Here is a 22,382-nt window from a genome sequence, read left to right as displayed (position 1 = left end):
GTTCACCCGGTTGGTTGCGACCTCGCCGCCCCGGGGAGACGGTGGAAGCAAGCGCCCTACCACAGAAGTCACCAGAGAAGGAGACCGCGATGCCACGGCGTTCCCCGGGCCCCAGCGTGAAGGACCCCGAGCTCTACGAGGAGCTCCGCGAGGAGGGAAACAGCAAGGAGAAGTCGGCACGGATCGCCAACGCGGCCGCGGCGCGCGGACGCAGCAGCGTCGGGAAGAAGGGCGGCAAGTCGCCGTCCTACGAGGACTGGAGCGTGGCCGACCTCCGCAAGAAGGCCGCCGAGGTCGGCGTGGCCGGCCGTTCCCGGATGAAGAAGGACGACCTGGTCGACGCGCTCCGGCACCACTGAGCCGCCACCGAACCGACCGCTCGGCCCTATCCACCCTGTGAGGATTGTGTGAAGCAGGGGGCAGAGGCCTGCGCGGACCTGGCAGGAACCGCACAGACGACCCTCTTCTGCGCCGTCACGATGCCTCTCCTCCAGATGGACCCCCTATTGTTTCGGTTGGTCCGCTGTACCTCGAGCGCGCTCTTCGAGCCGTCGCCTCGGCTGCGGACCCGAAGAGACCGACGAAGAGGAGAAGCAGGACGTGGCGAACTGGAGCATTCCTCCGCAGGTCCCGCGCCGGCGTCAGCCATTCTGGAACTACCCCCGCCCCTACCGGCGGGGTTGGCGCGCGTGGGTCCCCTCCTGGCGGATCGTGGTGGGCACCATCCTCACGGGGTTGTCGCTGGCCACCGGCGTGATCGTCATGGGCTACACGACGACGCCGATCCCTGAGCAGGGAGCCGACGTCGGAAACCAGACCACCACCGTGTACTACGCGGACGGCTCGGTGATGGGTGAGTTCAAGGCGGTCGACCGTGTCAATGTCACGCCCGCCGACCTGCCGAACTGGAAGCTGATCACCGACTCGCTCGTCGCGTCCGAGGACAAGACGTTCTGGACCAACAGCGGCGTGGACCCGCGTGGCATCGTCCGAGCCGCCGTCAACAACCTCCAGGGCAATCCGCAGCAGGGTGGGTCCACCCTGACCATGCAGTACGTCGAGCAGTACTACGGCTCGGGAAAGTCGTACAAGGACAAGGTCCGCGAGGCGATCCTCGCCTACAAGGTGACGGAGGCGCAGTCCAAGGAAGACATCATCCAGCGGTACGTCAACGTCATCTACTTCGGACGTGGCGCGTACGGCATCCAGGCCGCGTCCCAGGCCTACTTCGGGGTCGACGCCAAGGATCTCGACTACAACAAGATCGCGTTCCTCATCGGTACCATCCCGTCCCCGAACCAGTGGGACGGGACCAAGGACCCCGAGTACAACCAGAAGAAGATCCAGGAGCGGTGGCAGCGCGCCATCAACTTCATGGCGGAGGACGGCGTGATCACGCCGGAGGAGAAGGCTGCCGCTGCCTTCCCCGTGCCCGTCCCGAAGCAGGCCGGCGACAGCCTCCAGGGCACCAAGGGTTACCTGCTCCAGCTGGTGGAGGACGAGCTCGCCGACCCCGAGGGCGCGAACATCTCCGCCGAGGACCTCCGGACGAAGGGCTACAAGGTCACGACGACGATCGACCCGCGCCTGATGGGGGCCGCCGAGGTCGCAATGGCCCTCCCGCCGGACGCCAACCCGCTCACCCGAGCGTCGCTCACCTCGATCGATCCCGCGACCGGTGCGATCAAGGCGCTCTACGGCGGGCCGGACTACGTGACCATGCCGACGAACGCGGCGACCTACGACGTCGCCCAGGGCGGTTCCACGTTCAAGCCCTTCACACTCATCGCCGCACTCGAGAACGGCGTCAGCATCCGCGACCAGTTCGACGGCACCCACAACCTCATGGTCCCGGGCTTCAACGACGACGTGGGCTCGGCGGACCGCGGCGTCAAGAACTTCGGCGGCAAGAGCTACGGCCAGGTCGACCTGGTCGAGGCGACCCAGGACTCGATCAACTCCGCCTACGTCGAGCTCAACAAGGAGGTCGGCCCGGAGAAGACCGCCGAGGTGGCGTTCCGGCTGGGGATCCCCGAGACGTACGGCTCGGAGGCCAAGGTCATCGGCAACAACCTCGGCAACGTGCTCGGGGACGCGTCCGTGCACAACCTCGACCTCGCCCATGCGTACAACACGATCGCGGCCGGCGGGATCGAGCGCGAGCCCTACATGGTCCAGACCGTGACCACCCTGCGCGACGAGCCCCAGTACGAGGCCACGGTCATCTCCAACCCGGTCGTGGCGCCCGACGTCATCGGTGCGACGACCTATGCGATGACCCAGGTCGTCGAGAAGGGTTCGGGCGAGCCCGCGAGGGAGCTGGGTCGGCCGGCTGCCGGCAAGACCGGCACGTCGTCGAGTAACCATTCCGCCTGGTTCGCGGGGTTCGTGCCCCAGCTCACCACGGTGGTGGGGCTCTACCAGTTCAACCGGGAAGCAAACGAAGGCAAGGGTGCGTACGAGACGATCACGCCCTTCGCCCAGTGGGCAGACGGAGAGATCACCGGTGGCTCGTGGCCCGTCAGGGCCTGGACTGCCTACATGGGCTCCGCACTCGAGGGCCAGCCCGTGCTGCCCTTCCCGGAGTACAAGGTGCCCACGCCCAAGCCGTCGCCGACCCCGACGCCCTCGCCGACCCCGGAGCAGGAAGGCGTCACGGTCCCGACCGACCTCGTCGGCAAGCCCATCGAACAGGTCCGTGAGCGCCTCCAGCAGCTCGGGCTACGTGCCCAGGAGCGTCTCCAGGAGTCGAACGAGCCCAAGGGCACCGTGATCCACGTCGAGAATGCCGGACAGATAGTGGGTCCGGGGGCGAACATCCCCGTGACCGTCTCGAGCGGCCCGAAGGCGCAGAACAAGGTCCTGGTCCCCGACGTCGTCGGGATGACCGAGCAGGATGCGACGCGCGAGCTTCAGAAACGGGAGTACCAGCTGACCCCAGCGTTCGAACGCGTGCCGGACAGCCGACCCGAGGGCACGGTCATCTCGATGAATCCCGGCCCCGGGTCGGAGGTGGACCGGCACAGCATCGTGAAGCTGGTGGTCTCGAGCGGACCGGAGGAGCCCGAGCCGGAGCCGTCGCCGTCCATCTCGGTGCCCGGCGGAGGAGGCGGCGGCGGTGGCGGTGGCGGCGGCATCCTCCCGTAGCAGACCACCTGTCGTGCCCAGGAGCCCGGTTCACACTCGTGAGCCGGGCTCCTGCCCTTCATCCCGTGTCCTGCTCCGCGTTGCATCCCGTTCACACTCGTCCTATCCTCGCGATGTATCGACTCGATAGGTCAGTCACGCACGAAGCGCGCGATGGCCCCGGGCACACAGGGGAAGGAGACATCGTGCGCAGCCGCTCGGACGTGCTCGAGACCGCCATCCTCGGTCTGCTCAGCGAAGCCCCGCTCCACGGCTACGAGCTGCGCAAGCGGCTCAACCTCCTTCTCGGCTCGTTCCGCGCCTTCTCGTACGGAAGCCTCTACCCGGCGCTCAAGAGCCTGGTCACGCGCCACCTGATCGTCACGACGGAGGGCGAGAGCCCGGCGTCGGGCAGGACGACACCCCCGCCCCCGCCCCTCGCGGGCCGGCGCGGCCGGATCGTGTACGAGCTGACCGCCGAGGGCAAGGAGCACCTCCAGACCGTGCTGGCCACGTCAGGGCCCGCCGCCTGGGAGGACGAGAACTTCGACGTCCGGTTCGCGCTCTTCGCGCAGACCGACGCCGAGACCCGCCTCCGCATCCTCGAGGGCCGGCGCACCCGGCTCACGGAGCGGCTGGAAGCGGTCAAGGAGTCCGCGACGCGCACGCGTGCACGTCTCGACGAGTACACGCTCGAGCTGCAGCGCTACGGACTCGAGAAGGTCGAGCGCGAGGTGCGCTGGCTCGACAGCCTCATCACCACCGAGCGGGGACGCGTCGGAGCACGCGCCCGCGCACGGGCCAGCAGCAGCACACCCACGTCCGGGCCGTCACGCACGGCCGGCGGGGACCACGAAACACACCCCGCCGAGGGTGTTCCCCACCCCGGCACGAACGAGAAGGAGCGAGGATGACCTCCATCCGCGTCGCCATCGTCGGCGTAGGCAACTGCGCGTCGTCCCTGGTGCAGGGCGTGCACTTTTACCGTGACGCCGACCCCGCCGGAACCGTCCCGGGCCTCATGCACGTGCAGTTCGGCGACTACCACGTGTCGAGCCTCGAGTTCGTCGCGGCGTTCGACGTCGACGCGAAGAAGGTCGGCTTCGACCTCTCCGACGCGATCAACGCATCCGAGAACAACACGATCAAGATCGCGGACGTGCCGCCGCTCGGGGTGACCGTCCAGCGCGGCGTCACTAACGACGGCCTGGGCAAGTACTACCGCGAGACCATCCAGGAGTCCGACGCCGAGCCGGTCGACATCGTCGCCGCCCTGCGCGAGGCCCGTGCGGACGTGCTCGTCTGCTACCTGCCCGTGGGCTCGGAGGTCGCCGCGAAGTACTACGCGCAGTGCGCCATCGACGCGGGGGTGGCGTTCGTCAACGCGCTGCCCGTCTTCATCGCGTCGGACCCGGTGTGGGCCAAGAAGTTCGAGGACGCCGGTGTGCCGGTCGTCGGCGACGACATCAAGTCCCAGGTGGGCGCCACGATCACGCACCGCGTGCTCGCCAAGCTCTTCGAGGACCGCGGCGTGGTGCTGGACCGCACGTACCAGCTCAACGTCGGCGGCAACATGGACTTCAAGAACATGCTCGAGCGGGACCGCCTCGAGTCGAAGAAGATCTCCAAGACGCAGGCCGTCACGTCGAACCTCGAGCACGACCTGGGTGCGCGCAACGTGCACATCGGCCCCTCGGACTACGTCGCCTGGCTCGACGACCGCAAGTGGGCCTACGTGCGCCTCGAGGGTCGCGCGTTCGGCGAGGTTCCGCTGAACATGGAGTACAAGCTCGAGGTGTGGGACTCGCCCAACTCGGCCGGCATCATCATCGACGCCGTCCGCGCCGCCAAGATCGCCAAGGACCGCGGCGTCGGCGGACCGATCCTCTCCGCGTCGACGTACTTCATGAAGTCGCCGCCCGTGCAGATGGAGGACACCGCTGGGCGCGCCCAGCTTGAGGCCTTCATCCGCGGGGACATCGAGCGGTAAGCGTCCGGTAGACTGGTGCGTCGCTGTGCCTTTCGGGCACAGCGACGCACGCACGTAACCCTCCTGCCACGGAACGACCGTGGCCGTTGAGACCAGAGGAGGTGGGTTGTCAACATGCGTCAGTACGAACTGATGGTGATCCTTGACCCGGAGGTCGAGGAGCGCACCGTAGCCCCGTCGCTCGACAAGTACCTGTCGGTCATCACGACCGAGGGTGGCACCGTCGACAAGGTGGACATCTGGGGTCGCCGCCGCCTGGCGTTCGACATCGCGAAGAAGTCCGAGGGCATCTACGCCGTGGTCGACTTCACCGCCACCGCGGACACCGCGAAGGAGCTGGACCGTCAGCTCGGCCTCAACGAGGTCGTCCTGCGGACCAAGATCCTGCGCACCGGCGTCCGCTGAACCGCTTGAGCTGAATCCGCGCCCCTGAGGGCGCGCGTGTCGGTGGCTCGTGGTGGGATTCCCTCACAACCACAGACACAGCAAGCGTCGACGACGAGAATCGAGGAATTGGCATGGCTGGTGAGACCGTCATCACGGTGGTCGGGAACCTGACCGGAGACCCGGAGCTTCGCTTCACCCCTGCGGGTGCGGCGGTGGCCAACTTCACGGTGGCGTCGACGCCGCGCACCTTCGACCGCCAGAGCAACGAGTGGAAGGACGGGGAGACCCTGTTCATGCGCTGCTCGCTCTGGCGCGAGGCCGCTGAGAACGTCGCGGAGTCGCTGACCAAGGGCACGCGCGTCATCGCGCAAGGCCGTCTGGTGCAGCGCTCCTACGAGACCCGCGAGGGCGAGAAGCGCACTGTCGTCGAGCTGCAGGTGGACGAGATCGGTCCGTCCCTGCGCTACGCGTCGGCCAAGGTCACCCGGACCCAGCGTCAGGGTGGCGGCGGCTTCGGCGGAGGCGGCGGAGGCGGCAACTTCTCGGGCGGCGGAAACGCCGGTGGGAACGCCGGCGGCGCGCAAGGCGGAGGATTCAGCTCGTCCGGTGGCGGCCAGAGCAACGACGACCCGTGGGCCACGGCCGGCCCCGCGTCGTCAGGCGGATCGTTCTCGGACGAACCGCCGTTCTGATCGGCACCTCCCCAGATCATCACTCCGTCCGCAGCCCGACGGCGCCCCCGGGCGTCCAGGGCGCGGACCGCACCTGACGAAGGAGCAACACCATGGCCAAGCCTGTGGTGCGAAAGCCCAAGAAGAAGACCAACCCGCTCAAGTCCGCGAAGATCGCTTCGATCGACTACAAGGACACGGCGCTGCTGCGCAAGTTCATCTCCGACCGCGGCAAGATCCGCGCCCGTCGCGTGACCGGCGTCTCCGTCCAGGAGCAGCGCAAGATCGCGAAGGCCGTGAAGAACGCCCGTGAGATGGCCCTGCTGCCGTACTCGTCGTCGGCTCGCTGACCAGGAAGGGATCGAAAAACATGGCAAAGCTGATCCTGACTCACGAGGTCACCGGTCTCGGTGAGCCCGGCGACGTGGTCGAGGTCAAGGACGGGTACGCCCGTAACTACCTCATCCCGCGCAGCCTGGCCACCCCGTGGTCCAAGGGCGCCGAGTCCCAGCAGACGGCTATCCGCAAGGCCCGCAAGGCCCGCGAGATCGCCACGCTGGACGAGGCCAAGGCCACCGCCGACGCGCTCGGTGCGAAGCCTGTCGTCGTGAAGGCGAAGGCCGGCGAGTCCGGTCGTCTGTTCGGCCAGGTGACCACCGGCGACATCGCCGGCGCGGTCGCCGAGGCCGGCGGCCCGTCCGTCGACAAGCGCAAGATCGAGATCGGTCAGTCCATCAAGACGACCGGCGACTACAAGGTGTCCATCCGCCTGCACCCCGAGGTGTCGGCGAAGATCGCGGTGAAGGTCGTCGCTCTCTGACCTCGGTCAGCCTGAGCAACGCCCGCGCGATCGGGTAGCACCACGAGCGAAGGCCCGGTCTCCCTCCAGGGAGGCCGGGCCTTCGTGCGTCCGGGGGCGAGCCCCGGTGGCGGCCGTCAGCAGCCGCAGGACCCCTCGGTAACCCGCAGCACGCCGAAGGTGTCGTCACCGTCGCCGTCCCAGTCACCGGCGAGGAGCGCGTCCCACGGCGTGCCGAAGGCGAGCGTGAGGTCGGTCCCACCGGAGTGCGTGTTCTGGACGTAGATGTACTGCGCGCGGTGCAGGGCGATCGTGTCGGTCCCGTCCGCGTTCCAGTCACCGGCGACCGCCTCGTCGGTCGCACGGCCGAAGGCGACGACACGATCCGCGAAGCCCGCGGTGAGCGAGTTGCGGAGGTGGAAGGTGTTGGTACCGCTCGGACGCACGCCGATCGTGTCGTCCCCGTCGCCGTCCCAGTCGCCCGAGAGGACGTCGACATACGAGGGCCCGTAGGTGAAGCTCACGTCCGCCGGTCCTGCCGCCAGGTCGTTGGTGAGGTGGAACGTGGTGGTACCAGCGGGCCGCACGCCGATCGTGTCGTCGCCGTCGCCGTCCCAGTCGCCCACGACTGCGGTACCAGGGGTGGCCGGACCGAACGTGAACGCGTACGCGGGCGCCCCGCCGGCCCAGTTGTTCCAGAGCTGGTACTCACGCCCGTTCTTGATGCCCGGCGTCTCGACGCCGTCGCCGTCCCAGTCGCCCAGCAGCGTCACCTCCTGCGTGCCGCCGAAGACATGCGTCGCGTCAGCGCCGCCGCCCTGGAGGCTGTTCTTCAGGAGGAAGGTCTCGCCCCAGCCGGAGCTCGTCCCGTGGGCCTGGCTCGCGGGCGCCATGGCCAGCGCGACCCCCGCCACACCGAACGCCGTGGCGAGCACGGTAGCCGTCGAGGTGACCTTGCGGGCGACGGTCGTCTTCATGTCTTTTCTCCCCGGTTCAGGACGTCTTGTCACGTCTCAATGCCCAAGGACGTACGGGGGCCGCACTCCGTTGAGACCCGACCGGGTGAAGAACGAAACGCACGAAGGCCCGGTCTCCGACAAAGGAGACCGGGCCTCTGCAAGGGCCTGTCGAGGTTCAGCAGTACTCGCACGGAGCACGCCGGAGACCGAACGTGTCGTACCCGTCTCCGTCCCAGTCCCCGGTGAGCGGGCTGTCCCAGAGCCTGCCGAACGCGATCGTGACGTCGGCCGTCCCGCCCGTCAGGCCGTGCAAGACGTAGAGCCGGCTCTCCCGGTGGAGTGCCACGGCGTCGTCGCCGTCGCCGTCCCAGTCGCCCGCCACGACGGTCTCCCAGGGTCGGCCGAACCCGAACACGAGGTCGGCACGGCCGCCCGCGAGGACGTTGCGCACGTGGAACGCGTTCGTCCCGTACGGCCGCACGGCGAAGGTGTCGTCGCCGTCGCCGTCCCAGTCACCTGTGTAGGCGTCCGCCCAACGCTGTCCGTAGCTGAAGGTCACGTCCGCCGGACCCGACGCCAGCTCGTTCCTGAGATAGAACGTGGTCGTGTCGGAGGGCCGGACGGCGATGGTGTCGTCGCCGTCGCCGTCCCAGTCCCCGACATACGGGGTACCCGAGCTGGTCGGGCCGAACGTGAACGAGTACGCGGGGTCCTCGCTCTCCCAGTCGTCCCACAGCAGGAAGCGCCGTCCGATCAGCTCGCCCGGCGTCTCGTCCCCGTCGCCGTCCCAGTCGCCGATCAGCGTGGGAAGGTACTCCGTGTCACCGAAGGTGTAGGTGACGTCGGCCGATCCGCCTGCCAGCGTGTTCTTGAGCAGGTAGGTGTCGCCGTGCCAGACGTTGACGCCGTGCGCCGCGCCCGACGGCGCGAGCACGACCGACGTGGCCATCAGGCCGCCGACCGCCGCCAGAGCCGCAGCGGCTGCCGCGGCCCTGCGGTTGATCTTCTCGCCCATTTCCCCTCCTTGTGTCCAGGACGCCAGGTGGTGTCACCCGATAAGGACGGATCCGGTCGACATTCCGGACGTCACCTCATGGGCGCGACGCAGGCGTCCTGGTGGCGGCTGCCGGACGCTCCGTGGCGCTGGAGATCCCCGGCGCGCCGATGGTCCACGGCGACACGGCCTCGAACTTAAGGCCGTCCTGCGGCACGTACGGCTCCCACCCCGTGTTGCAGTAGAAGGTCTCGAAGCCCGTGTAGTCCGCGGGGATCTCGACGATCACCTCCTGGCCGTAGGGCAGCTCAGCCCCGACGTACGAGCCGTCGGCGCCGGTGAAGTCCTTGAGGAAGCCGACCCAGCACGCGTCCAGCTCGTCGGTGGTGTCGCCGTCCGTCGGCACGCCGCGGTAGAGGCCCGGGGCGACATCGATGTTGACGCGGTACTGCCCGGTGAACGGCAGGTCCAGGTTGGGAACGTCGCCGGGGAACGCGGTGCGCCATCCGTCGTAGTATCCGCACCCCGGATCGACATAGACCCACGCGACCTTCGAGGTGAGCTCCATGTAGGCGGGGCCGGGCCCCGCACCCCGGCCGACCATCACGTCGTTCAGGTCCTGCGCCTCCCAGTAGCAGTAGGTGAACGTCACCGACGCGCGGTACAGGCCCGTCGGTAGGTGGGGGTAGCCCGGGGAGTGGTTCGATCCGACCGTGTACCACGTGGGGTACTGCGACCACGGGATCGTGGCGGGGCCGTTCTGGCGGCGGACGCCCAGCGTGTCGCTGCCGTCACCGTTCCAGTCACCGATCAGGACGACGTCGTCACCCCGGCCGTAGGCGAACGCGATATCGGCAGACCCACCGGTGGTCCCGTTCGTCAGGTAGTACGCGCTCGAGCGGCGCACGCCGAGCGTGTCCGTACCGTCCGCGTTCCAGTCGCCGATAAGGACGACGTCGTTCGCACGGCCGTACGCGAACGTGATGTCCGCAGCACCACCCGTGGTGCCGTTGGTCAGGTAGTAGGCGCTGGAGCGGCGCACGCCGAGCGTGTCCGTACCGTCGCCGTCCCAGTCGCCCACCAGGACCACGTCGTCCGCACGGCCGTACGCGAACGTGATGTCCGCCGCGCCACCCGTGGTGCCGTTCGTCAAGAAGTACGAGTTACCACGACGCACTCCCAGGGTGTCCGTACCGTCACCGTCCCAGTCACCCACCAGCACCACGTCGTCCGGCTTGCCGTAGGCGAACGTGATGTCCGCGGCACCACCGGTGGTGCCGTTGGTCAGGTAGTACATCTGAGCCCGACGAACACCCAGAGTGTCCGTACCGTCCTTGTCCCAGTCACCGACCAGGACGGTGTCGTCCGCCTTGCCGTAGGCGAACGCGATGTCGGCAGACCCACCGGCCGTACCGTTCGTCAGGTAGTACCACGACCCCGGCGGGGTAGCGGCCTCAGCCGCGGGCAGAGCAACTAGGCTCGACACGAGCAGCGCGCCGACGACGACGCCCCCTGCCCGCGCAGCACGAAGCGTCTTCATAGAACTCCGATCACGATGACGCCTGCGGCGTCGGGGAACGTGCGGCACGACGAAGCCCCCGCCCTCAGAGGAGGACGAGGGCTTCGTCGTGACCGGTCAGGTCAGGTCAGTTCTTCGCCTCGACGGCCTCGACGGCCTCGACGGCCTCAAGGCCCTCAAGCGTCGAGAGCTCAGCCGCCGGGGTGTCCAGCCGCGCCAGGGAGTCGAACGTGCGGGCGCCGGCGGCGGCAGCCGCCGGCTCCTCCTCGACCCACTCCCAGGTTCCGCAGCCGTAGCTGCGCACCGCGACATCTGTCGACTCGATGATGAGGTAGACCTCCTGGCCGATCTCTTCGGGCAACGGCTCCCAGCCGCCACGGATCGACGAGTCGCGGCCCTGGAAGTCGTTGAGCGCCAGCACGAAGCACTCCGCAGAAGGCACCAGCGAGCGATAGACACCCGGCCGGATGTCCTTGCCCAGCGCGTACTCGCCCTCACCGAAGGTGTTGGCGATGCGCGGCTGAGCGCCCGGGAACACGGTGGCCCACGGAAGGTCGCAGCCGCCGGACACTGCCAGCACCGCGACGTCGGCGGTCAGCTCGATGTGGAGCGGACCGGGGCCGAAGAAGCCGCCCAGCACGTTGCCTGCTGCGTCCTGCGTCTGCCAGTTACAGGCGTAGCCGGAGCTCGGCGTCTTGTAGAGACCGGTGGGGACGCTCGTGAGGTGCGGGTAGACCCGGAATCCGCCGACGTTGAATCCGATGTACTCGTCATCGTAGAACCACGCGGGCGCCGCTGGGATCGACGCGGGGCCCGTCGCGCGGCGGACGCCGAGGGTGTCGCTGCCGTCACCGTTCCAGTCACCGATCAGGACGACGTCGTCACCCCGGCCGTAGGCGAAGGTGATGTTCGCCGCGCCACCGGTGGTGCCGTTGGTCAGGTAGTACGCGCTCGAGCGGCGCACGCCGAGCGTGTCCGTACCGTCCGCGTTCCAGTCGCCCACCAGGACGACGTCGTCACCCCGGCCGTAGGCGAACGTGATGTCCGCCGCGCCACCCGTGGTGCCGTTGGTCAGGTAGTACGTGCTGGAGCGGCGCACGCCGAGCGTGTCGGTACCGTCGCCGTTCCAGTCGCCCACCAGGACGACGTCCGAGCTCTTGCCGTAGGCGAACGTGATGTCGGCCGAACCGCCGGCGGTCCCGTTCGTCAGGTAGTACATGTTGCCGCGGCGCACACCCAGGGTGTCCGTGCCGTCGCCGTCCCAGTCGCCCACCAGGACGACGTCGTCCGGCTTGCCGTAGGCGAAGGTGATGTCCGCGGTACCACCGGTGGTGCCGTTGGTCAGGTAGTACATCTGGGCCCTGCGGACACCGAGGGTGTCTGTGCCGTCGCCGTCCCAGTCACCGACCAGGACCGTGTCGTCCGCCTTGCCGTAGGCGAAGGCGATGTCGGCGGAACCGCCGGTGGTGCCGTTCGTCAGGTAGTACCAGGACCCGGGCGGTGTAGCGGCCTGCGCAGCCGGCAGAGCGACCAGGCTCGACACGAGCAGCGCGCCGACGACGACGCCCCCTGCCGTGCAGCACGAAGCCTTCATGGAACTCCGATCGAGGAAACGCCCACTGTGGGCGCACTGGCGCACACGATAACGGCCCCGGGCACACGTTATGACCGACATTTCGGCCTCGAGACCCTGTCGGCCCGTTTTTCACCCGGCTGGCGCGGCTAGGGTCTGGGCGAGCGGCCCGGAATGGCTCCCACACGACCTGTGCCGTGCCCTGGTCGCACGACGGGCGGCCCCGCGACTCACGTCGCGGGGCCGCCCCCTTCATGGCGTCCGGTCCTCCTACGCGCCGCTCGGCCCGGCTACGGGAGCGGGGCGAGGTTGAAGTCGTAGACCGTCGTCTGGCCGGCGATGATCTGCGCCTTGGTGGTCTGCGGGACGAAGCCCGCCGCGGCCACCGTCAGCTGGAGCGGCGCGTTCGACTTCTGCATCCAGTACGAGTACGTACCGTCGGCGTCGGTCAGCAGCGTCACGTCGTACGAGATGCCGTCCAGGTGGACGACGGCGCCGTCGAGCGGCGTGCCGTTGCCGTAGACGGTGCCCGTGATCTTGCCCCAGCCGGCCGGCGCCTTGACGGTCATCGTGGTGGCGACGGACGGGTTGGCGTACGGCGTCTCACCACCGACGGTGATGTTCGCCGTGTAGGTCCCGGGCTGGTCCACCGTGGCGGACATCGTGGCGATCGCCACGACGCTCTGCCCCGGGGCCAGCGTGAACGACGGCGGCTGGACGTCCAGCCACTCGACGCCCGAGCCGCCACCGGCAGCGTCACCCGTCACGTTGATGACGTAGTGCACGCCTGGGAAGCACTCGCCCTCGACCGAGGCGGGGTCAGGCATGCCGCAGGTCTCGGACGCGATGTACGACGGCGCGGTCTCGCCGGCGTCGTTCGAGCCGATGTAGAACGACCCTCCGATCGCCTGAGAGATCTCCACCACGAGCGTGCCTCCCGCCGGGACGGCACCGGTGACCGGGACCTCCACCATGGTCAGCTCCTGCGCGGGCAGGTTGACCGTCGTGGAGCCGATCGGGGTGAGGTTCGCGTACACGAAGGCCCCGGACAGGGTGTAGAGGTTGACGTCCACGTCCTGCGCCTGGCGGTTCATCTCGACGCCGAAGGACACGCTCGACACGTCGAACGAGCCATCGACGCCGAAGTCGCTCAGCGTGAACGTGCGCAGGTGCGACGTCGGGCCGCTCGGGCAGGCGACCGAGTTGACCTCGAGGATGTTCTGCGAGGCCGAGTGGGTGATCGTCGTCGCGAGCGGGTCGATGTCCATCGCCGGGGTCACCGAGGTGGCAGCCGTCGTCGCCTTCGTCGCCGCCGACGCCCTGGCGAGCGTGGAGGAGCCGCCGGAACCGGACGTCGTGACGCTCGTCGCGGGCTTCTCCACGCCCTGAACCACGCCGGTGGCCCCGGTCGCGCCCAGCGGGGCGAAGTCGCTGCCACCCGCGGAGAGGTTGACCTCGACCGGGGCGGAGCCCGTGTTGGTGACCCGGACGTTCCGGGAGACCGAGCCGCCCATCGCGAGGCTGGAGGTGATCGCCGTGGTGCTGACGACCAGCCTGCCCGCCTTGAGCTGGGCGTTCGAGACGAGCGCGCCGCCGTCGGTCACCGTGATGTTCCGCGAGACGCCCTGGTAGGCGTCGGCCGAGAACGCCAGCGCATACCGGCCGATCACGAGGGCGGTGGAGTAGGTGCCGTCGGCGCCCGTCGTGAGCGTCGTGGACCTGCCGTCCGCGGCGGTCAGGACCACGTCGGCCCCGGCGATGCCCGCCTTGGTGTTGTAGTCCTTGACGACGCCGGACACCGTGCCCATGGGGGCGAGGTCGTACGTGATCGACATGCCGTCCGACAGCCCGGCAGTGTTGTAGGAGAACTGCGACGCGATGGTGCCGTTCGCGTTCTCCAGGCCCACCGTGGCCGAGCTGCCCTTGGCCGTGGCGGTCTCCGTGAGGTCGCCGTAGCCGTAGACAACCTTGCCGTCCTCGAACATCGTGACGGAGAAGTTCACCCGGTCGGTCGACGGGCTGTACTTCCGGACGTTGCGCCACTCGAGAGTGAACGCCTGGACGCCGCCGATCGTGCTCGTCGCCGTGTAGACGCCCGCCGACGAGTCGATGAGCAGGTCGTCCCAGAACGGGTAGAGCGCGGCGTTGGGAACCCCCGCGGCCGGGATCGCCACGTTGCTCAGCGACGTCGCGCTCGCGAGGAAGTTCAGGAAGCCGTTCGAGGACACGAACGCGGTGCTGTAGTCCGTGCCGTAGAGCGGGAAGGCGAACGGCAGGGGCACCGAGGTGGCCACGTCGTCGCCCGTCAGGGTCAGCTTGGTGTCGCCTGCCACGAATCCGCCGGTACCGACGGAGCAGAAGTAGCCGCCGCCGTCGTACCTGAAGGAGATCTTGACCGGGACGGTCTCGTTGCCGTCGACCACGACGCTGGTGCTGGAGGCGTCCGCGCAGGCGCTGCCCGGCGTCCCCAGCGTGTAGGTCCCGGCCGGGACGGCCGGGAAGGAGAACGTGCCGTCCGCGGCCGTCGTGGTGCTGAGGCTGCCCGGCGCGAGCGTGACGGTGGCGCCGCTCACGGCTCCGCCCGCCAGCTTGTCGGTGACCGTGCCCGAGACGGCGTAGCGCGAGGCCGCGGCCAGGTCGAAGTCCACGGTCGTGGTCGCGTCGATCGCGACGGTCGCCGTGGTCGACTCGGTGACGAAGCCGAACGCAGAGGCGGAGACGGTGTAGTCACCGACCTCGACGCTGACGGAGAAGGTGCCGTCGGCGCCAGTGGTGACCGTGCGGTCGGTCGAGCCGTCGAGGACGACTGTCGCCCCGGCGACCGGCGCGCCGGCCCCGGTCACCGTTCCGGCGACGGTCCCGGCGGAGAGCGGTGCGAGCTCGAGGAGGCGGACCACGTCGAGCTTGCCCTCGCCGTACACGTTGTTGTCCGCCGCGGTGCCACCGCAGGTGGTGTCGCTGGTGTCGACGGCGGACGCGTCGAGCAGGCGGCGCGTCTCGGTGACGTCACCGACGAGAGCCGGGGCGTAGCTCCACAGGAGAGCGACCGCGCCCGCCACGTGCGGCGCAGCCATCGACGTGCCCGACAGGTTGCCGTACTGCCCGTTGATGATCGACGAGCGCACGGCCGCGCCCGGCGCCGCGATGTGCGGCTTGATCTGGCCGCCCTCGCCCTCGCCGCGCGAGGAGAAGGACGCGATGGTGCCGTTCGACTGCAGCGCGCCCACGGAGTAGGACGAGAGGTTCGCGCCGGGCGACGACGTCGTGTCGCACGTCGGGCCCTTGTTGCCCGCGGACCAGACGGCGAAGATGCCCGCCGCCTCCCAGGCCGCGGTGACGTCCATGTACCACTCGGGGTCGATGACGCCCGCCGTCGAGATGCCCCACGAGTTGTTCACCACGTGCGGGCGCTTGGCCGGGTCGGGGCTCGTGCCCGCGAGGTTGGTCGGCGCGGTGATCCACTGGCCGGCCTGGATCAGGTCGGCGTCCGAGCAGGTGTCGCAGCCGTTGGACTCGATCCACCGGGCCCCGGGGGCGACGCCGATCTGGTTGGAGCCTCCGTCGGACCCGAGCATGGTGCCCATGGTGTGGGTGCCGTGGCTGCTGGCCGCCGCGAAGTCACAGGGGACGCCGCCGCATCGGCCGGACGTGTCGAACCAGTTGTAGTCGTGCGTGAACGTACCGTCGCCGTCGTTGCCGCGGTACTGGTTCACCAGCGCGGGGTGGTCGTACTGGACGCCGGAGTCGACGCTCGACACCACGATGCCTTCGCCCGTCACGCCCATGGCCCATGCCTCGGGGGCGCGGATCGCGTTGAGACCCCACTCCGGGGCGTCCAGGCCGACGGGGCCCGAGGGCGCCGCCTCGACGGGCTCCGGTGCCTCCAGCGTCTCCGTCTCGTGGATCTCCTTCACCTCGGCGCTGGCGGCGAGCGAGGTGGCGAGCTTGAGGGTGCCGGCCTTGACGAGGATGCGGTTGCTGATCCAGAAGGTTTCGTACTCGGCCCCGACAGCCTGGAGCTCGGCAACGGTTCCAGCCTGTGACGCCTCGGCCGTCTTGGTCAGCGCGTCGTAGACGAACTGGCCGCGATCAGCCCAGCTGACGATCCCCCTCGCCGTCGAGAGGTCTGTGGTGTCGGCCATCTTGACCCAGAAGTCGGCTGTGCCGGCTTCGAGCCGGTCCCGTGCGGTTGTCGTGAGCTTGTCCTCCGCTGCGACAGCCACGTCCGCTGCCGACAACGATGTCGGTAGCGGCGCTGTCGGTGACGGCGCGGCGATCGCCGGGGCGACGCCGAGCGCTGAGGCGACGACGAGTGAGGCGAGCGCTGTGACAGCGACCGCCCCGCGCCTCGCCAGCATGGTGCGACGGTGCATGAGGCCTCCAGGTGCGAGCACACCCTCCGGTAGGCGGGCGTGCATGCGACGACCCACGGTCGTGGGCCTCACCTACCGTCGCGTTAGTCGTCCGGAGCAACAAGGTTGGTCGTCGGTCAGGTTAAGGGCAGTTACCCGTCAGCCGACGGACACTTTGCGGTCGGAACACCGACGGACCGCCTACTGAGCGTTGTGCGCATACCGGACAGAACCGTCCCACTTCAAGGGCAGTTGCTTGAACTTCACCCCTCGACTGCACAAACCCGCCATCCAGGCAGGAATACGCCAATTTCGCCCCGTCACCGGACGGTAACCAACAATTGACCTCGACGGTACGGTTTCGGGCAAGACTCGGTGCGGGCTCCGCATCCGCGGTCCCGAACACCCTGAAAGTCAGCGTCGTCAGGGAGGGTGGTCCATGACGCACGAGCCCGTGGCGGGCGCGGACGGCGGATACGTCGTCTGCGTCGGCCTGACACTCAGCCAGGTCAGCGAGATCGCACGGCTTCTCCGGGGGCACGGCGTCGTGCTCGCCACCGCCGACACCGAGGGCGCACGGGCGCTGCTCGGCCCGCCTGCCCCCAGGGCAGCCGGAGCGCCCGGCCCGCGGGCGGTCAGCGTGGTCCCGGCGGACCCCGTGCCGGTACCGACAGGTCCCGACGTCGCCCCGCCTCTCACGGTCAGCCCGCAGGGCGCCGCCGAGGGACGGAGCAGAGCCGGCGCATGGAACGCGGCGGCAACGCTGGCGATCCCCGTGGTCCGGGCACCGGGACCGAGAGGCCACCGGCCTGCACCCACGCAGGCCGCCCACACTGCGGCAGGCACGGCGGCGGGTGCGGCGGCGGGTGCGGGGGAGACGGGGGCGGCGGCGGGGGCAATTGCGGCGGCGGGGTCGGCGGGCACCGTCCGCCGCGTCCCCTCGATACGGCGCGGCGTCCCGAACCTCAGCCTCCGGCCCCGGTTCTCCACGGGTGCGGGGCGTGTCCCCATGGTCCACAACCTCGTCGAACGTCCCGCGCCGCTCGTGCGCGGCCCGCTCGTGCTGGACCCCGCCACCCGCGAGGTGACGGCGTACGGCCGCCGGATCCACCTCTCGGTGCGCGAGTTCGACCTCCTCGCCGTGCTCGCGTCGCGTGTCGACCGGGTGTGGTCCTTCGCCGAGCTCACGGCCACCGTGTGGAACAGCGAGTACCTGGGCGACCCGGACCATGTCACCTCCGCCGTGAAGCGCCTCCGCAAGCGCCTCACGACCGTGCGGGACCTCGAGGTCGCCTCGGTGCGCGGGGTGGGCTACCGGCTCATGGTGGCGGCCTGACGCCCCCGGCTCAGGCGCCGGTCACCAGCCAGGCCGTGCCGCGCGCGCGCAGGCCCGTGGTCACGGCTCGGGCCGCCATGAAGACCCCCGCAAAGGCTGCCCACAACCACGCGAGGCCGGGTCCGCCGTCGGGCGCCCAGGTCTGGACGGCGAGCGCGAACGGGACGTACACGGCGAGCGTGATCATGCCGGCCCAGGCGAGGTAGCGCCCGTCACCGGCGCCGATCAGGACGCCGTCGAGCACGAAGACCCAGCCCGCCATGGGCATGAGCAGCCCGCAGACCGCCAGGGCGAGGGCCGCGGCGACGCGCACCTCCGGGTCCGACGAGAACAGGGGGGCGATCCACCAGCCCGCCGCCGCGAGCACCAGGCCGATCGCGGCCCCCGCACCGACGCCCCACTGCAGGCAGCGACGGAGGACGCCCCGCACGTGGCCGACGTCGCCCGCGCCCAGGCCGTGCCCCACGAGAGCCTGGGCGGCGATGGCGAGCGCGTCCAGCGCGAACGCCGCGAGGCCCCAGAGCGAGCTCACCACCTGGTGGCCGGCAAGCGACACGTCACCGAGGTCGGTGGCGACCACCACGGTGAGCAGGATCGCGAGCCGCAGCGAGAGCGTGCGGACCAGGAGCGGCGCACCCGCGGCGACACCGGACAGGATGCCGGCACGGTGCGGCCGCAGGCCCGCCCGGCGGGCGCGCGCCCCGCGGGCCACCACGGCGGTGAGCACGGCGCCCATCCCCAGCTGGGTCACGGCCGTCCCCAGGCCCGAGCCGGCGATCCCCAGGCCCGCCCCGTACACGAGCACGACGTTGAGGACGGCGTTGACGATCGCCCCCGCTGTCGCCACCACGAGCGGGGTGCGCGTGTCCTTCAGGCCGCGGAGCACGCCGGTCGCGGCCAGGACGAGGAGCATCCCGGGCAGGCCGGGCGCGGACCACCGCAGATAGGTCACGGCATGCTGCCCGACGTCGCCGCGGGCCCCCAGCGCATCGACCGCGAGCGGGGCGGTGGTCGCCACGGCGACGGCGAGCACCGCACCAAGGCCGACGGCGAGCCAGAGCCCGTCGACACCGGACCGGAGCGCCTCGCGCTCCTTGCCGGCGCCCATGAGGCGGGCCACCTGGGCGGTGGTCGTGTAGGCGAGGAAGATGCAGAGTCCCACGACGGTGAGCAGCACGTTGCTCGCCAGCGAGAGCCCGGCGAGCTGGGGGGTGCCGAGGTGGCCGACGACGGCGCTGTCCACCAGGACGAAGAGCGGCTCGGCCACCAGCGCGCCGAGCGCCGGGACGGCGAGCGCGAGGATCTCGCGGTCGACGCGGCGCCGGGAAGCCGCGTCGACGGCCCTCTCGGGGCTGGTGTGGCGCAAGTCGCCCAACTTCTTTTTCTCCACAGGCTGAGGGAAGTGTCGTCGCAGGTCAGAAGGGGTGTGTGGCGTTGTACACAGGGGTTATCCCCAGATGTGAACGGAGTTGTCCACCCTGTGTGCACAGCCCGGTGCCACCTTTCCACACTCCTGTGCACACCACTGTCCACAGGTCTCCTTGCGGTGCCTGGGACACCGCCGTACGGTCATCGGGCGCGGTTCGCGGAAACGCCTGTGGACGAGGTCCACGATCGTGTCGGTCACCCGGAGTAGAACTGATGTAGGGCCCGGTGCCGGACGGGCGGCGGACGTCGCGCAGTGACGGTGAAGCGGAGGTGTGGATGTCGATCGAGGAGCTCGAGAGCTTTGCCCCGGCCAGGACGCCGGGCCTCGACCGGACCCCGCCGCAGGACATCGCGGCTGAGATGAGCGTGCTGGGCGGCATGCTGCTGTCCAAGGACGCGATCGCTGACGTCATCGAGCAGATCCGCGGCAACGACTTCTACCGCCCGGCCCACGAGGCGATCTACGAGGCGATCATCGACCTGTACGGGCGAGGTGAGCCCGCGGACGCGATCACCGTCGTCGCCGAGCTCGCCCGCCGCGGTGAGCTGGCGCGCATCGGCGGGGCGCCCTACATCCACGACCTCATGGCGGGCGTCCCCACGGCCGCCAACGCCGGGTACTACGCCCGCATCGTGCGGGAGCGCGCGGTGCTGCGCCGTCTCGTCGAAGCCGGGACCCGCATCGTGCAGATGGGCTACGCCGCCGACGGCGGCGAGGTCGACGACATCGTCAACAACGCCCAGGCCGAGCTGTACTCGGTCACGGAGCGGCGGGCGTCGGAGGACTACCTGCCGCTGTCCGAGATCATCGGCCCCACGTTCGACGAGATCGACGCCGCTCAGGGCCGCGGCGAGGGCATGACAGGCGTACCGACCGGGTACTCGGACTTCGACCGGCTCACGAACGGCCTGCACCCGGGCCAGATGATCGTGGTCGCGGCGCGACCGGCAATTGGAAAGTCCGTTTTGGGCATCAATGTGGCGAGTCATGCCGCTATCCACCACAACATGGCGGCCGTCATCTTCTCGCTCGAGATGAGCCGCAACGAGATCACGATGCGTATGCTCGCGGCCGAGGCCCGGGTGCCGCTGACCCGCATGCGCTCAGGAAAGATGGACGACGGCGACTGGCAGAAGCTCGCCGCCACCATGGGCAAGGTGTCGGACGCGCCGCTCTTCATCGACGACTCGCCGAACATGTCGCTCATGGAGATCCGGGCCAAGTGCCGTCGGCTCAAGCAGCGCCACGACCTCAAGCTCGTCGTGATCGACTACCTCCAGCTGATGTCGTCCGGCAAGCGCGTCGAGTCGCGACAGCAGGAGGTCTCCGAGTTCTCCCGTGCGCTCAAGCTGCTCGCGAAGGAGCTCGAGGTCCCGGTCATCGCGATCTCGCAGCTGAACCGTGGTCCCGAGCAGCGCACGGACAAGAAACCGCAGATGTCTGATTTGCGAGAGTCTGGGTCTATTGAGCAGGATGCGGACGTTGTCATACTTTTGCACCGCGAGGACGCCTACGAGAAGGAGTCCCCGCGGGCAGGTGAGGCCGACCTGATCGTGGCCAAGCACCGAAACGGCCCCACCGACGTCATCACCGTCGCCTTCCAGGGCCACTACCAGCGCTTCGTCGACATGCAGGTGTAGGAGCGCGCTGTGGACGTGCAGCCTAGGTTGTAAAACGGTCCACCTTTGTTACAAGGCCACTAGCGGGTCCGTGGGTGACCACCTGGCGGTGTAGTGGCCGCGTGGTTGGGCACAACGTGGGCGGCCGCGGGTTCACTCGTAGGTCGCAGCCGCCTGGAGCGCGTCATTGAACACCTCCCAGCCGTTCTGAGGCGGAGTCCGGCGCCCGACGACGTTGAGGTAGTACCCGTCGGAGTCCTCGAGCCAACCAGCGAGAGCTTCGAGGTACTCGTGCAACGTTGGGTTGGTCCACGGCTCGTCGGCCGCAGCGGCGATCGCAAGTGATCTGGCTGTCGCGATGACGGCCTGCTTCCCTGACCCGTATGCGGCCGATGGGCACCCAGCGAGGCCACAGCTCTCATCGACGTCGAAACCCCGGTGCTCGAACTCGTAGTGGAAGCAGATGTAGTGCATCTGCTCGAATGTGTCGTATCCGGCTGCGCTGACGCTCACGGGGCGGTGGCACCGGCGGCATAGGAGCTCCATCCCGTGATGATGGCAGAGCGGGTGGCTCGCCACTGGTTCCAGACGGCCGTCCTGTGCCTCGCGGTCTTGAGGGTCTCTGGGTAGCCCCAGAGCTCAACGTCGATGTATACGCCCAGGTAAGGCAGCAGGTTGCGAGCGAGAGACCTGGTGAGTCTCCCTAGACTGCTTGCCATGACAGACGCCCGTGCGGCCTTGTGCGCCGAAGGTGAAAGCGAGCTGCAGCGGGTGCTCCACCAGGGTCTTGGGAGTTCCTGGGCGGTGGGCAACGACTACGGCTGGACCCCGGAGGGAGTTCCGCACCGCTTCCTCCTCGGCGCTGTGACGTTGAATATGACGGCATCGGCGGGTGCCCTTGCCGAGGTGCAGGGCACCGTGTGTGACTCCTTCGCTACCTTCGATGAGAACGACATGCCAAGCCGTCGACGCGCGGAGTCGAACCCGTGGATGCACCGAGCCCCGGGCGCGGTGGATGATCACACGCTCCCGGTCGGGTTCACGATCCGATCAGTGACCTCGGACTCGGACACCATTGCCTGGGAGCGGGTGGTGTTCGAGGCGAACGGAGGGCCGCCCAGCCGCCCCGGAGAACTCCACCCGGCAGGCTCTCAGCGGCAACCAGGTCTTTCGCTCCTGCTCGCAGAACTGAATGGCCGCCCGGCCGGGGGTGCTCTGGGTCTGGTGACCAGGTCCTGCCTCGTCGTCAGCGCAGTCGCGGTCCTACCCGCGGTCCGGGGCGCGGGGCTGGGCACCGCGCTGCTGCAGCGAGTCCTCGCCCTCGCCTCGGAGTTGCCGGCTACGTTGAGCAGCAGCGACATCGGACAAGGAGTTTACGGCCGGCTTGGATTCGTCGAGGTCGGTCGTCCCGTTCACTGGCAATGACCATCCCATCCTGCATCAACGAACCCCATGTCCCACTGGAAGAGTGTCGCTGCTAGTCCGCGCCACCCCAGTGCTCGACATGCGCAGGGGTGTGCCTGCAGGTCTAGCTGTGATGTCCAGGGAGGTTGTTCCGAGCCCGTGATGTCGACACGGGCTCGGGTTACCGGATGAGGAAGGCCTCCGGTTGTGAAGTGGAGCTGTCG

The 22,382-nt window shown here is 69.1% G+C and carries 18 protein-coding genes; 11 read left to right on the top strand and 7 right to left on the bottom strand.

Annotation, left to right across the window (positions count from 1 at the left end; genetic code table 11):
* Window positions 1–89 precede the first annotated feature (89 nt).
* The 8 genes from D1350_RS00090 to rplI all read left to right on the top strand — a co-directional run bounded on the left by D1350_RS00090 (window position 90) and on the right by rplI (window position 6,994).
* A complete protein-coding gene (locus D1350_RS00090; RefSeq protein WP_125772684.1) occupies window positions 90–359 on the top strand; it encodes a DUF7218 family protein in 270 nt (89 codons plus the stop codon).
* Between the two features lie 241 nt (window positions 360–600).
* Entirely contained in the window at window positions 601–3,147 is a 2,547-nt protein-coding gene (locus tag D1350_RS00085; protein ID WP_125772682.1) for a transglycosylase domain-containing protein, read from the top strand.
* A gap of 185 nt (window positions 3,148–3,332) precedes the next feature.
* On the top strand, window positions 3,333–4,040 hold the full coding sequence (locus D1350_RS00080) for a PadR family transcriptional regulator (RefSeq protein WP_125772680.1): 708 nt from the start codon (window positions 3,333–3,335) through the stop codon (window positions 4,038–4,040).
* A complete protein-coding gene (locus tag D1350_RS00075; RefSeq protein ID WP_125772678.1) occupies window positions 4,037–5,116 on the top strand; it encodes an inositol-3-phosphate synthase in 1,080 nt (359 codons plus the stop codon). The genes D1350_RS00080 and D1350_RS00075 overlap by 4 nt, the downstream gene beginning before the upstream one ends.
* Window positions 5,117–5,230: 114 nt before the next feature.
* Window positions 5,231–5,521 carry a 30S ribosomal protein S6 gene (gene rpsF / locus D1350_RS00070; RefSeq protein WP_125772676.1) on the top strand — a complete coding sequence of 97 codons (291 nt, stop codon included), beginning with the start codon at window positions 5,231–5,233 and terminating at the stop codon, window positions 5,519–5,521.
* Window positions 5,522–5,634: 113 nt separating this feature from the next.
* Window positions 5,635–6,195 carry a single-stranded DNA-binding protein gene (locus D1350_RS00065; RefSeq protein ID WP_125772674.1) on the top strand — a complete coding sequence of 187 codons (561 nt, stop codon included), beginning with the start codon at window positions 5,635–5,637 and terminating at the stop codon, window positions 6,193–6,195.
* A gap of 92 nt (window positions 6,196–6,287) precedes the next feature.
* On the top strand, window positions 6,288–6,524 hold the full coding sequence (gene rpsR / locus D1350_RS00060) for a 30S ribosomal protein S18 (RefSeq protein ID WP_125772672.1): 237 nt from the start codon (window positions 6,288–6,290) through the stop codon (window positions 6,522–6,524).
* Between the two features lie 20 nt (window positions 6,525–6,544).
* Window positions 6,545–6,994: a 50S ribosomal protein L9 gene (gene rplI, locus D1350_RS00055; RefSeq protein WP_125772670.1), complete on the top strand. Its 450-nt coding sequence runs from the start codon at window positions 6,545–6,547 to the stop codon at window positions 6,992–6,994.
* Between the two features lie 116 nt (window positions 6,995–7,110).
* Here the strand turns inward: rplI and D1350_RS00050 are convergent, their stop codons facing one another.
* The 5 genes from D1350_RS00050 to D1350_RS00030 form a co-directional block, all read right to left on the bottom strand.
* The gene (locus tag D1350_RS00050; protein WP_125772668.1) at window positions 7,111–7,950 is read right to left on the bottom strand and encodes a hypothetical protein; all 840 of its coding nucleotides are present in this window, start codon (window positions 7,948–7,950) and stop codon (window positions 7,111–7,113) included.
* Between the two features lie 157 nt (window positions 7,951–8,107).
* Window positions 8,108–8,947, bottom strand: coding sequence for a hypothetical protein (locus D1350_RS00045; RefSeq protein ID WP_125772666.1), 840 nt, complete (start codon window positions 8,945–8,947; stop codon window positions 8,108–8,110).
* A 76-nt stretch (window positions 8,948–9,023) separates the two neighbouring features.
* Entirely contained in the window at window positions 9,024–10,466 is a 1,443-nt protein-coding gene (locus D1350_RS00040; protein WP_125772664.1) for a hypothetical protein, read from the bottom strand.
* 106 nt (window positions 10,467–10,572) lie between these two features.
* Window positions 10,573–12,039 (bottom strand): hypothetical protein, encoded by a 1,467-nt coding sequence (locus D1350_RS00035; protein WP_125772662.1) that lies wholly within the window; start codon window positions 12,037–12,039, stop codon window positions 10,573–10,575.
* A 269-nt stretch (window positions 12,040–12,308) separates the two neighbouring features.
* The gene (locus D1350_RS00030; RefSeq protein WP_240643778.1) at window positions 12,309–16,391 is read right to left on the bottom strand and encodes a S8 family serine peptidase; all 4,083 of its coding nucleotides are present in this window, start codon (window positions 16,389–16,391) and stop codon (window positions 12,309–12,311) included.
* A gap of 418 nt (window positions 16,392–16,809) precedes the next feature.
* Here D1350_RS00030 and D1350_RS00025 point away from each other — a divergent pair, with 418 nt between their 5' ends.
* A complete protein-coding gene (locus tag D1350_RS00025; RefSeq protein WP_125772660.1) occupies window positions 16,810–17,706 on the top strand; it encodes a winged helix-turn-helix domain-containing protein in 897 nt (298 codons plus the stop codon).
* A gap of 10 nt (window positions 17,707–17,716) precedes the next feature.
* Here D1350_RS00025 and D1350_RS00020 read toward each other — a convergent pair whose 3' ends face one another.
* Window positions 17,717–19,081, bottom strand: a complete 1,365-nt coding sequence (locus tag D1350_RS00020; protein WP_420807784.1) for an MATE family efflux transporter — start codon at window positions 19,079–19,081, stop codon at window positions 17,717–17,719.
* 329 nt (window positions 19,082–19,410) lie between these two features.
* Between D1350_RS00020 and dnaB the strand changes: the two genes are divergently transcribed.
* Window positions 19,411–20,775 (top strand): replicative DNA helicase, encoded by a 1,365-nt coding sequence (dnaB, locus tag D1350_RS00015; RefSeq protein ID WP_125772656.1) that lies wholly within the window; start codon window positions 19,411–19,413, stop codon window positions 20,773–20,775.
* A 132-nt stretch (window positions 20,776–20,907) separates the two neighbouring features.
* Here the strand turns inward: dnaB and D1350_RS00010 are convergent, their stop codons facing one another.
* A complete protein-coding gene (locus D1350_RS00010; protein ID WP_125772654.1) occupies window positions 20,908–21,267 on the bottom strand; it encodes a DUF7660 family protein in 360 nt (119 codons plus the stop codon).
* Between the two features lie 204 nt (window positions 21,268–21,471).
* Between D1350_RS00010 and D1350_RS00005 the strand changes: the two genes are divergently transcribed.
* Window positions 21,472–22,179: a GNAT family N-acetyltransferase gene (locus tag D1350_RS00005; protein WP_125772652.1), complete on the top strand. Its 708-nt coding sequence runs from the start codon at window positions 21,472–21,474 to the stop codon at window positions 22,177–22,179.
* Window positions 22,180–22,382: the final 203 nt, after the last annotated feature.

It is taken from the genome of Antribacter gilvus (assembly GCF_003946865.1).
In the GTDB taxonomy this organism is placed as follows: Bacteria; Actinomycetota; Actinomycetes; order Actinomycetales; family Cellulomonadaceae; genus Antribacter; species Antribacter gilvus.
This window is presented reverse-complemented; position numbering and strand designations above follow the sequence as displayed.

Excerpts from the sequence above, each read along its gene's own strand:
- rpsR (WP_125772672.1), top strand. The coding sequence starts at position 6,288 with ATGGCCAAGCCTGTGGTGCGAAAGCCCAAGAAGAAGACCAACCCGCTC.
- D1350_RS00040 (WP_125772664.1), bottom strand. The coding sequence starts at position 10,466 with ATGAAGACGCTTCGTGCTGCGCGGGCAGGGGGCGTCGTCGTCGGCGCG.
- D1350_RS00075 (WP_125772678.1), top strand. The coding sequence starts at position 4,037 with ATGACCTCCATCCGCGTCGCCATCGTCGGCGTAGGCAACTGCGCGTCG.
- rplI (WP_125772670.1), top strand. The coding sequence starts at position 6,545 with ATGGCAAAGCTGATCCTGACTCACGAGGTCACCGGTCTCGGTGAGCCC.
- D1350_RS00035 (WP_125772662.1), bottom strand. The coding sequence starts at position 12,039 with ATGAAGGCTTCGTGCTGCACGGCAGGGGGCGTCGTCGTCGGCGCGCTG.
- D1350_RS00050 (WP_125772668.1), bottom strand. The coding sequence starts at position 7,950 with ATGAAGACGACCGTCGCCCGCAAGGTCACCTCGACGGCTACCGTGCTC.
- D1350_RS00065 (WP_125772674.1), top strand. The coding sequence starts at position 5,635 with ATGGCTGGTGAGACCGTCATCACGGTGGTCGGGAACCTGACCGGAGAC.
- D1350_RS00025 (WP_125772660.1), top strand. The coding sequence starts at position 16,810 with ATGACGCACGAGCCCGTGGCGGGCGCGGACGGCGGATACGTCGTCTGC.
- D1350_RS00030 (WP_240643778.1), bottom strand. The coding sequence starts at position 16,391 with ATGCACCGTCGCACCATGCTGGCGAGGCGCGGGGCGGTCGCTGTCACA.
- D1350_RS00045 (WP_125772666.1), bottom strand. The coding sequence starts at position 8,947 with ATGGGCGAGAAGATCAACCGCAGGGCCGCGGCAGCCGCTGCGGCTCTG.
- dnaB (WP_125772656.1), top strand. The coding sequence starts at position 19,411 with ATGTCGATCGAGGAGCTCGAGAGCTTTGCCCCGGCCAGGACGCCGGGC.
- rpsF (WP_125772676.1), top strand. The coding sequence starts at position 5,231 with ATGCGTCAGTACGAACTGATGGTGATCCTTGACCCGGAGGTCGAGGAG.
- D1350_RS00005 (WP_125772652.1), top strand. The coding sequence starts at position 21,472 with ATGACAGACGCCCGTGCGGCCTTGTGCGCCGAAGGTGAAAGCGAGCTG.
- D1350_RS00090 (WP_125772684.1), top strand. The coding sequence starts at position 90 with ATGCCACGGCGTTCCCCGGGCCCCAGCGTGAAGGACCCCGAGCTCTAC.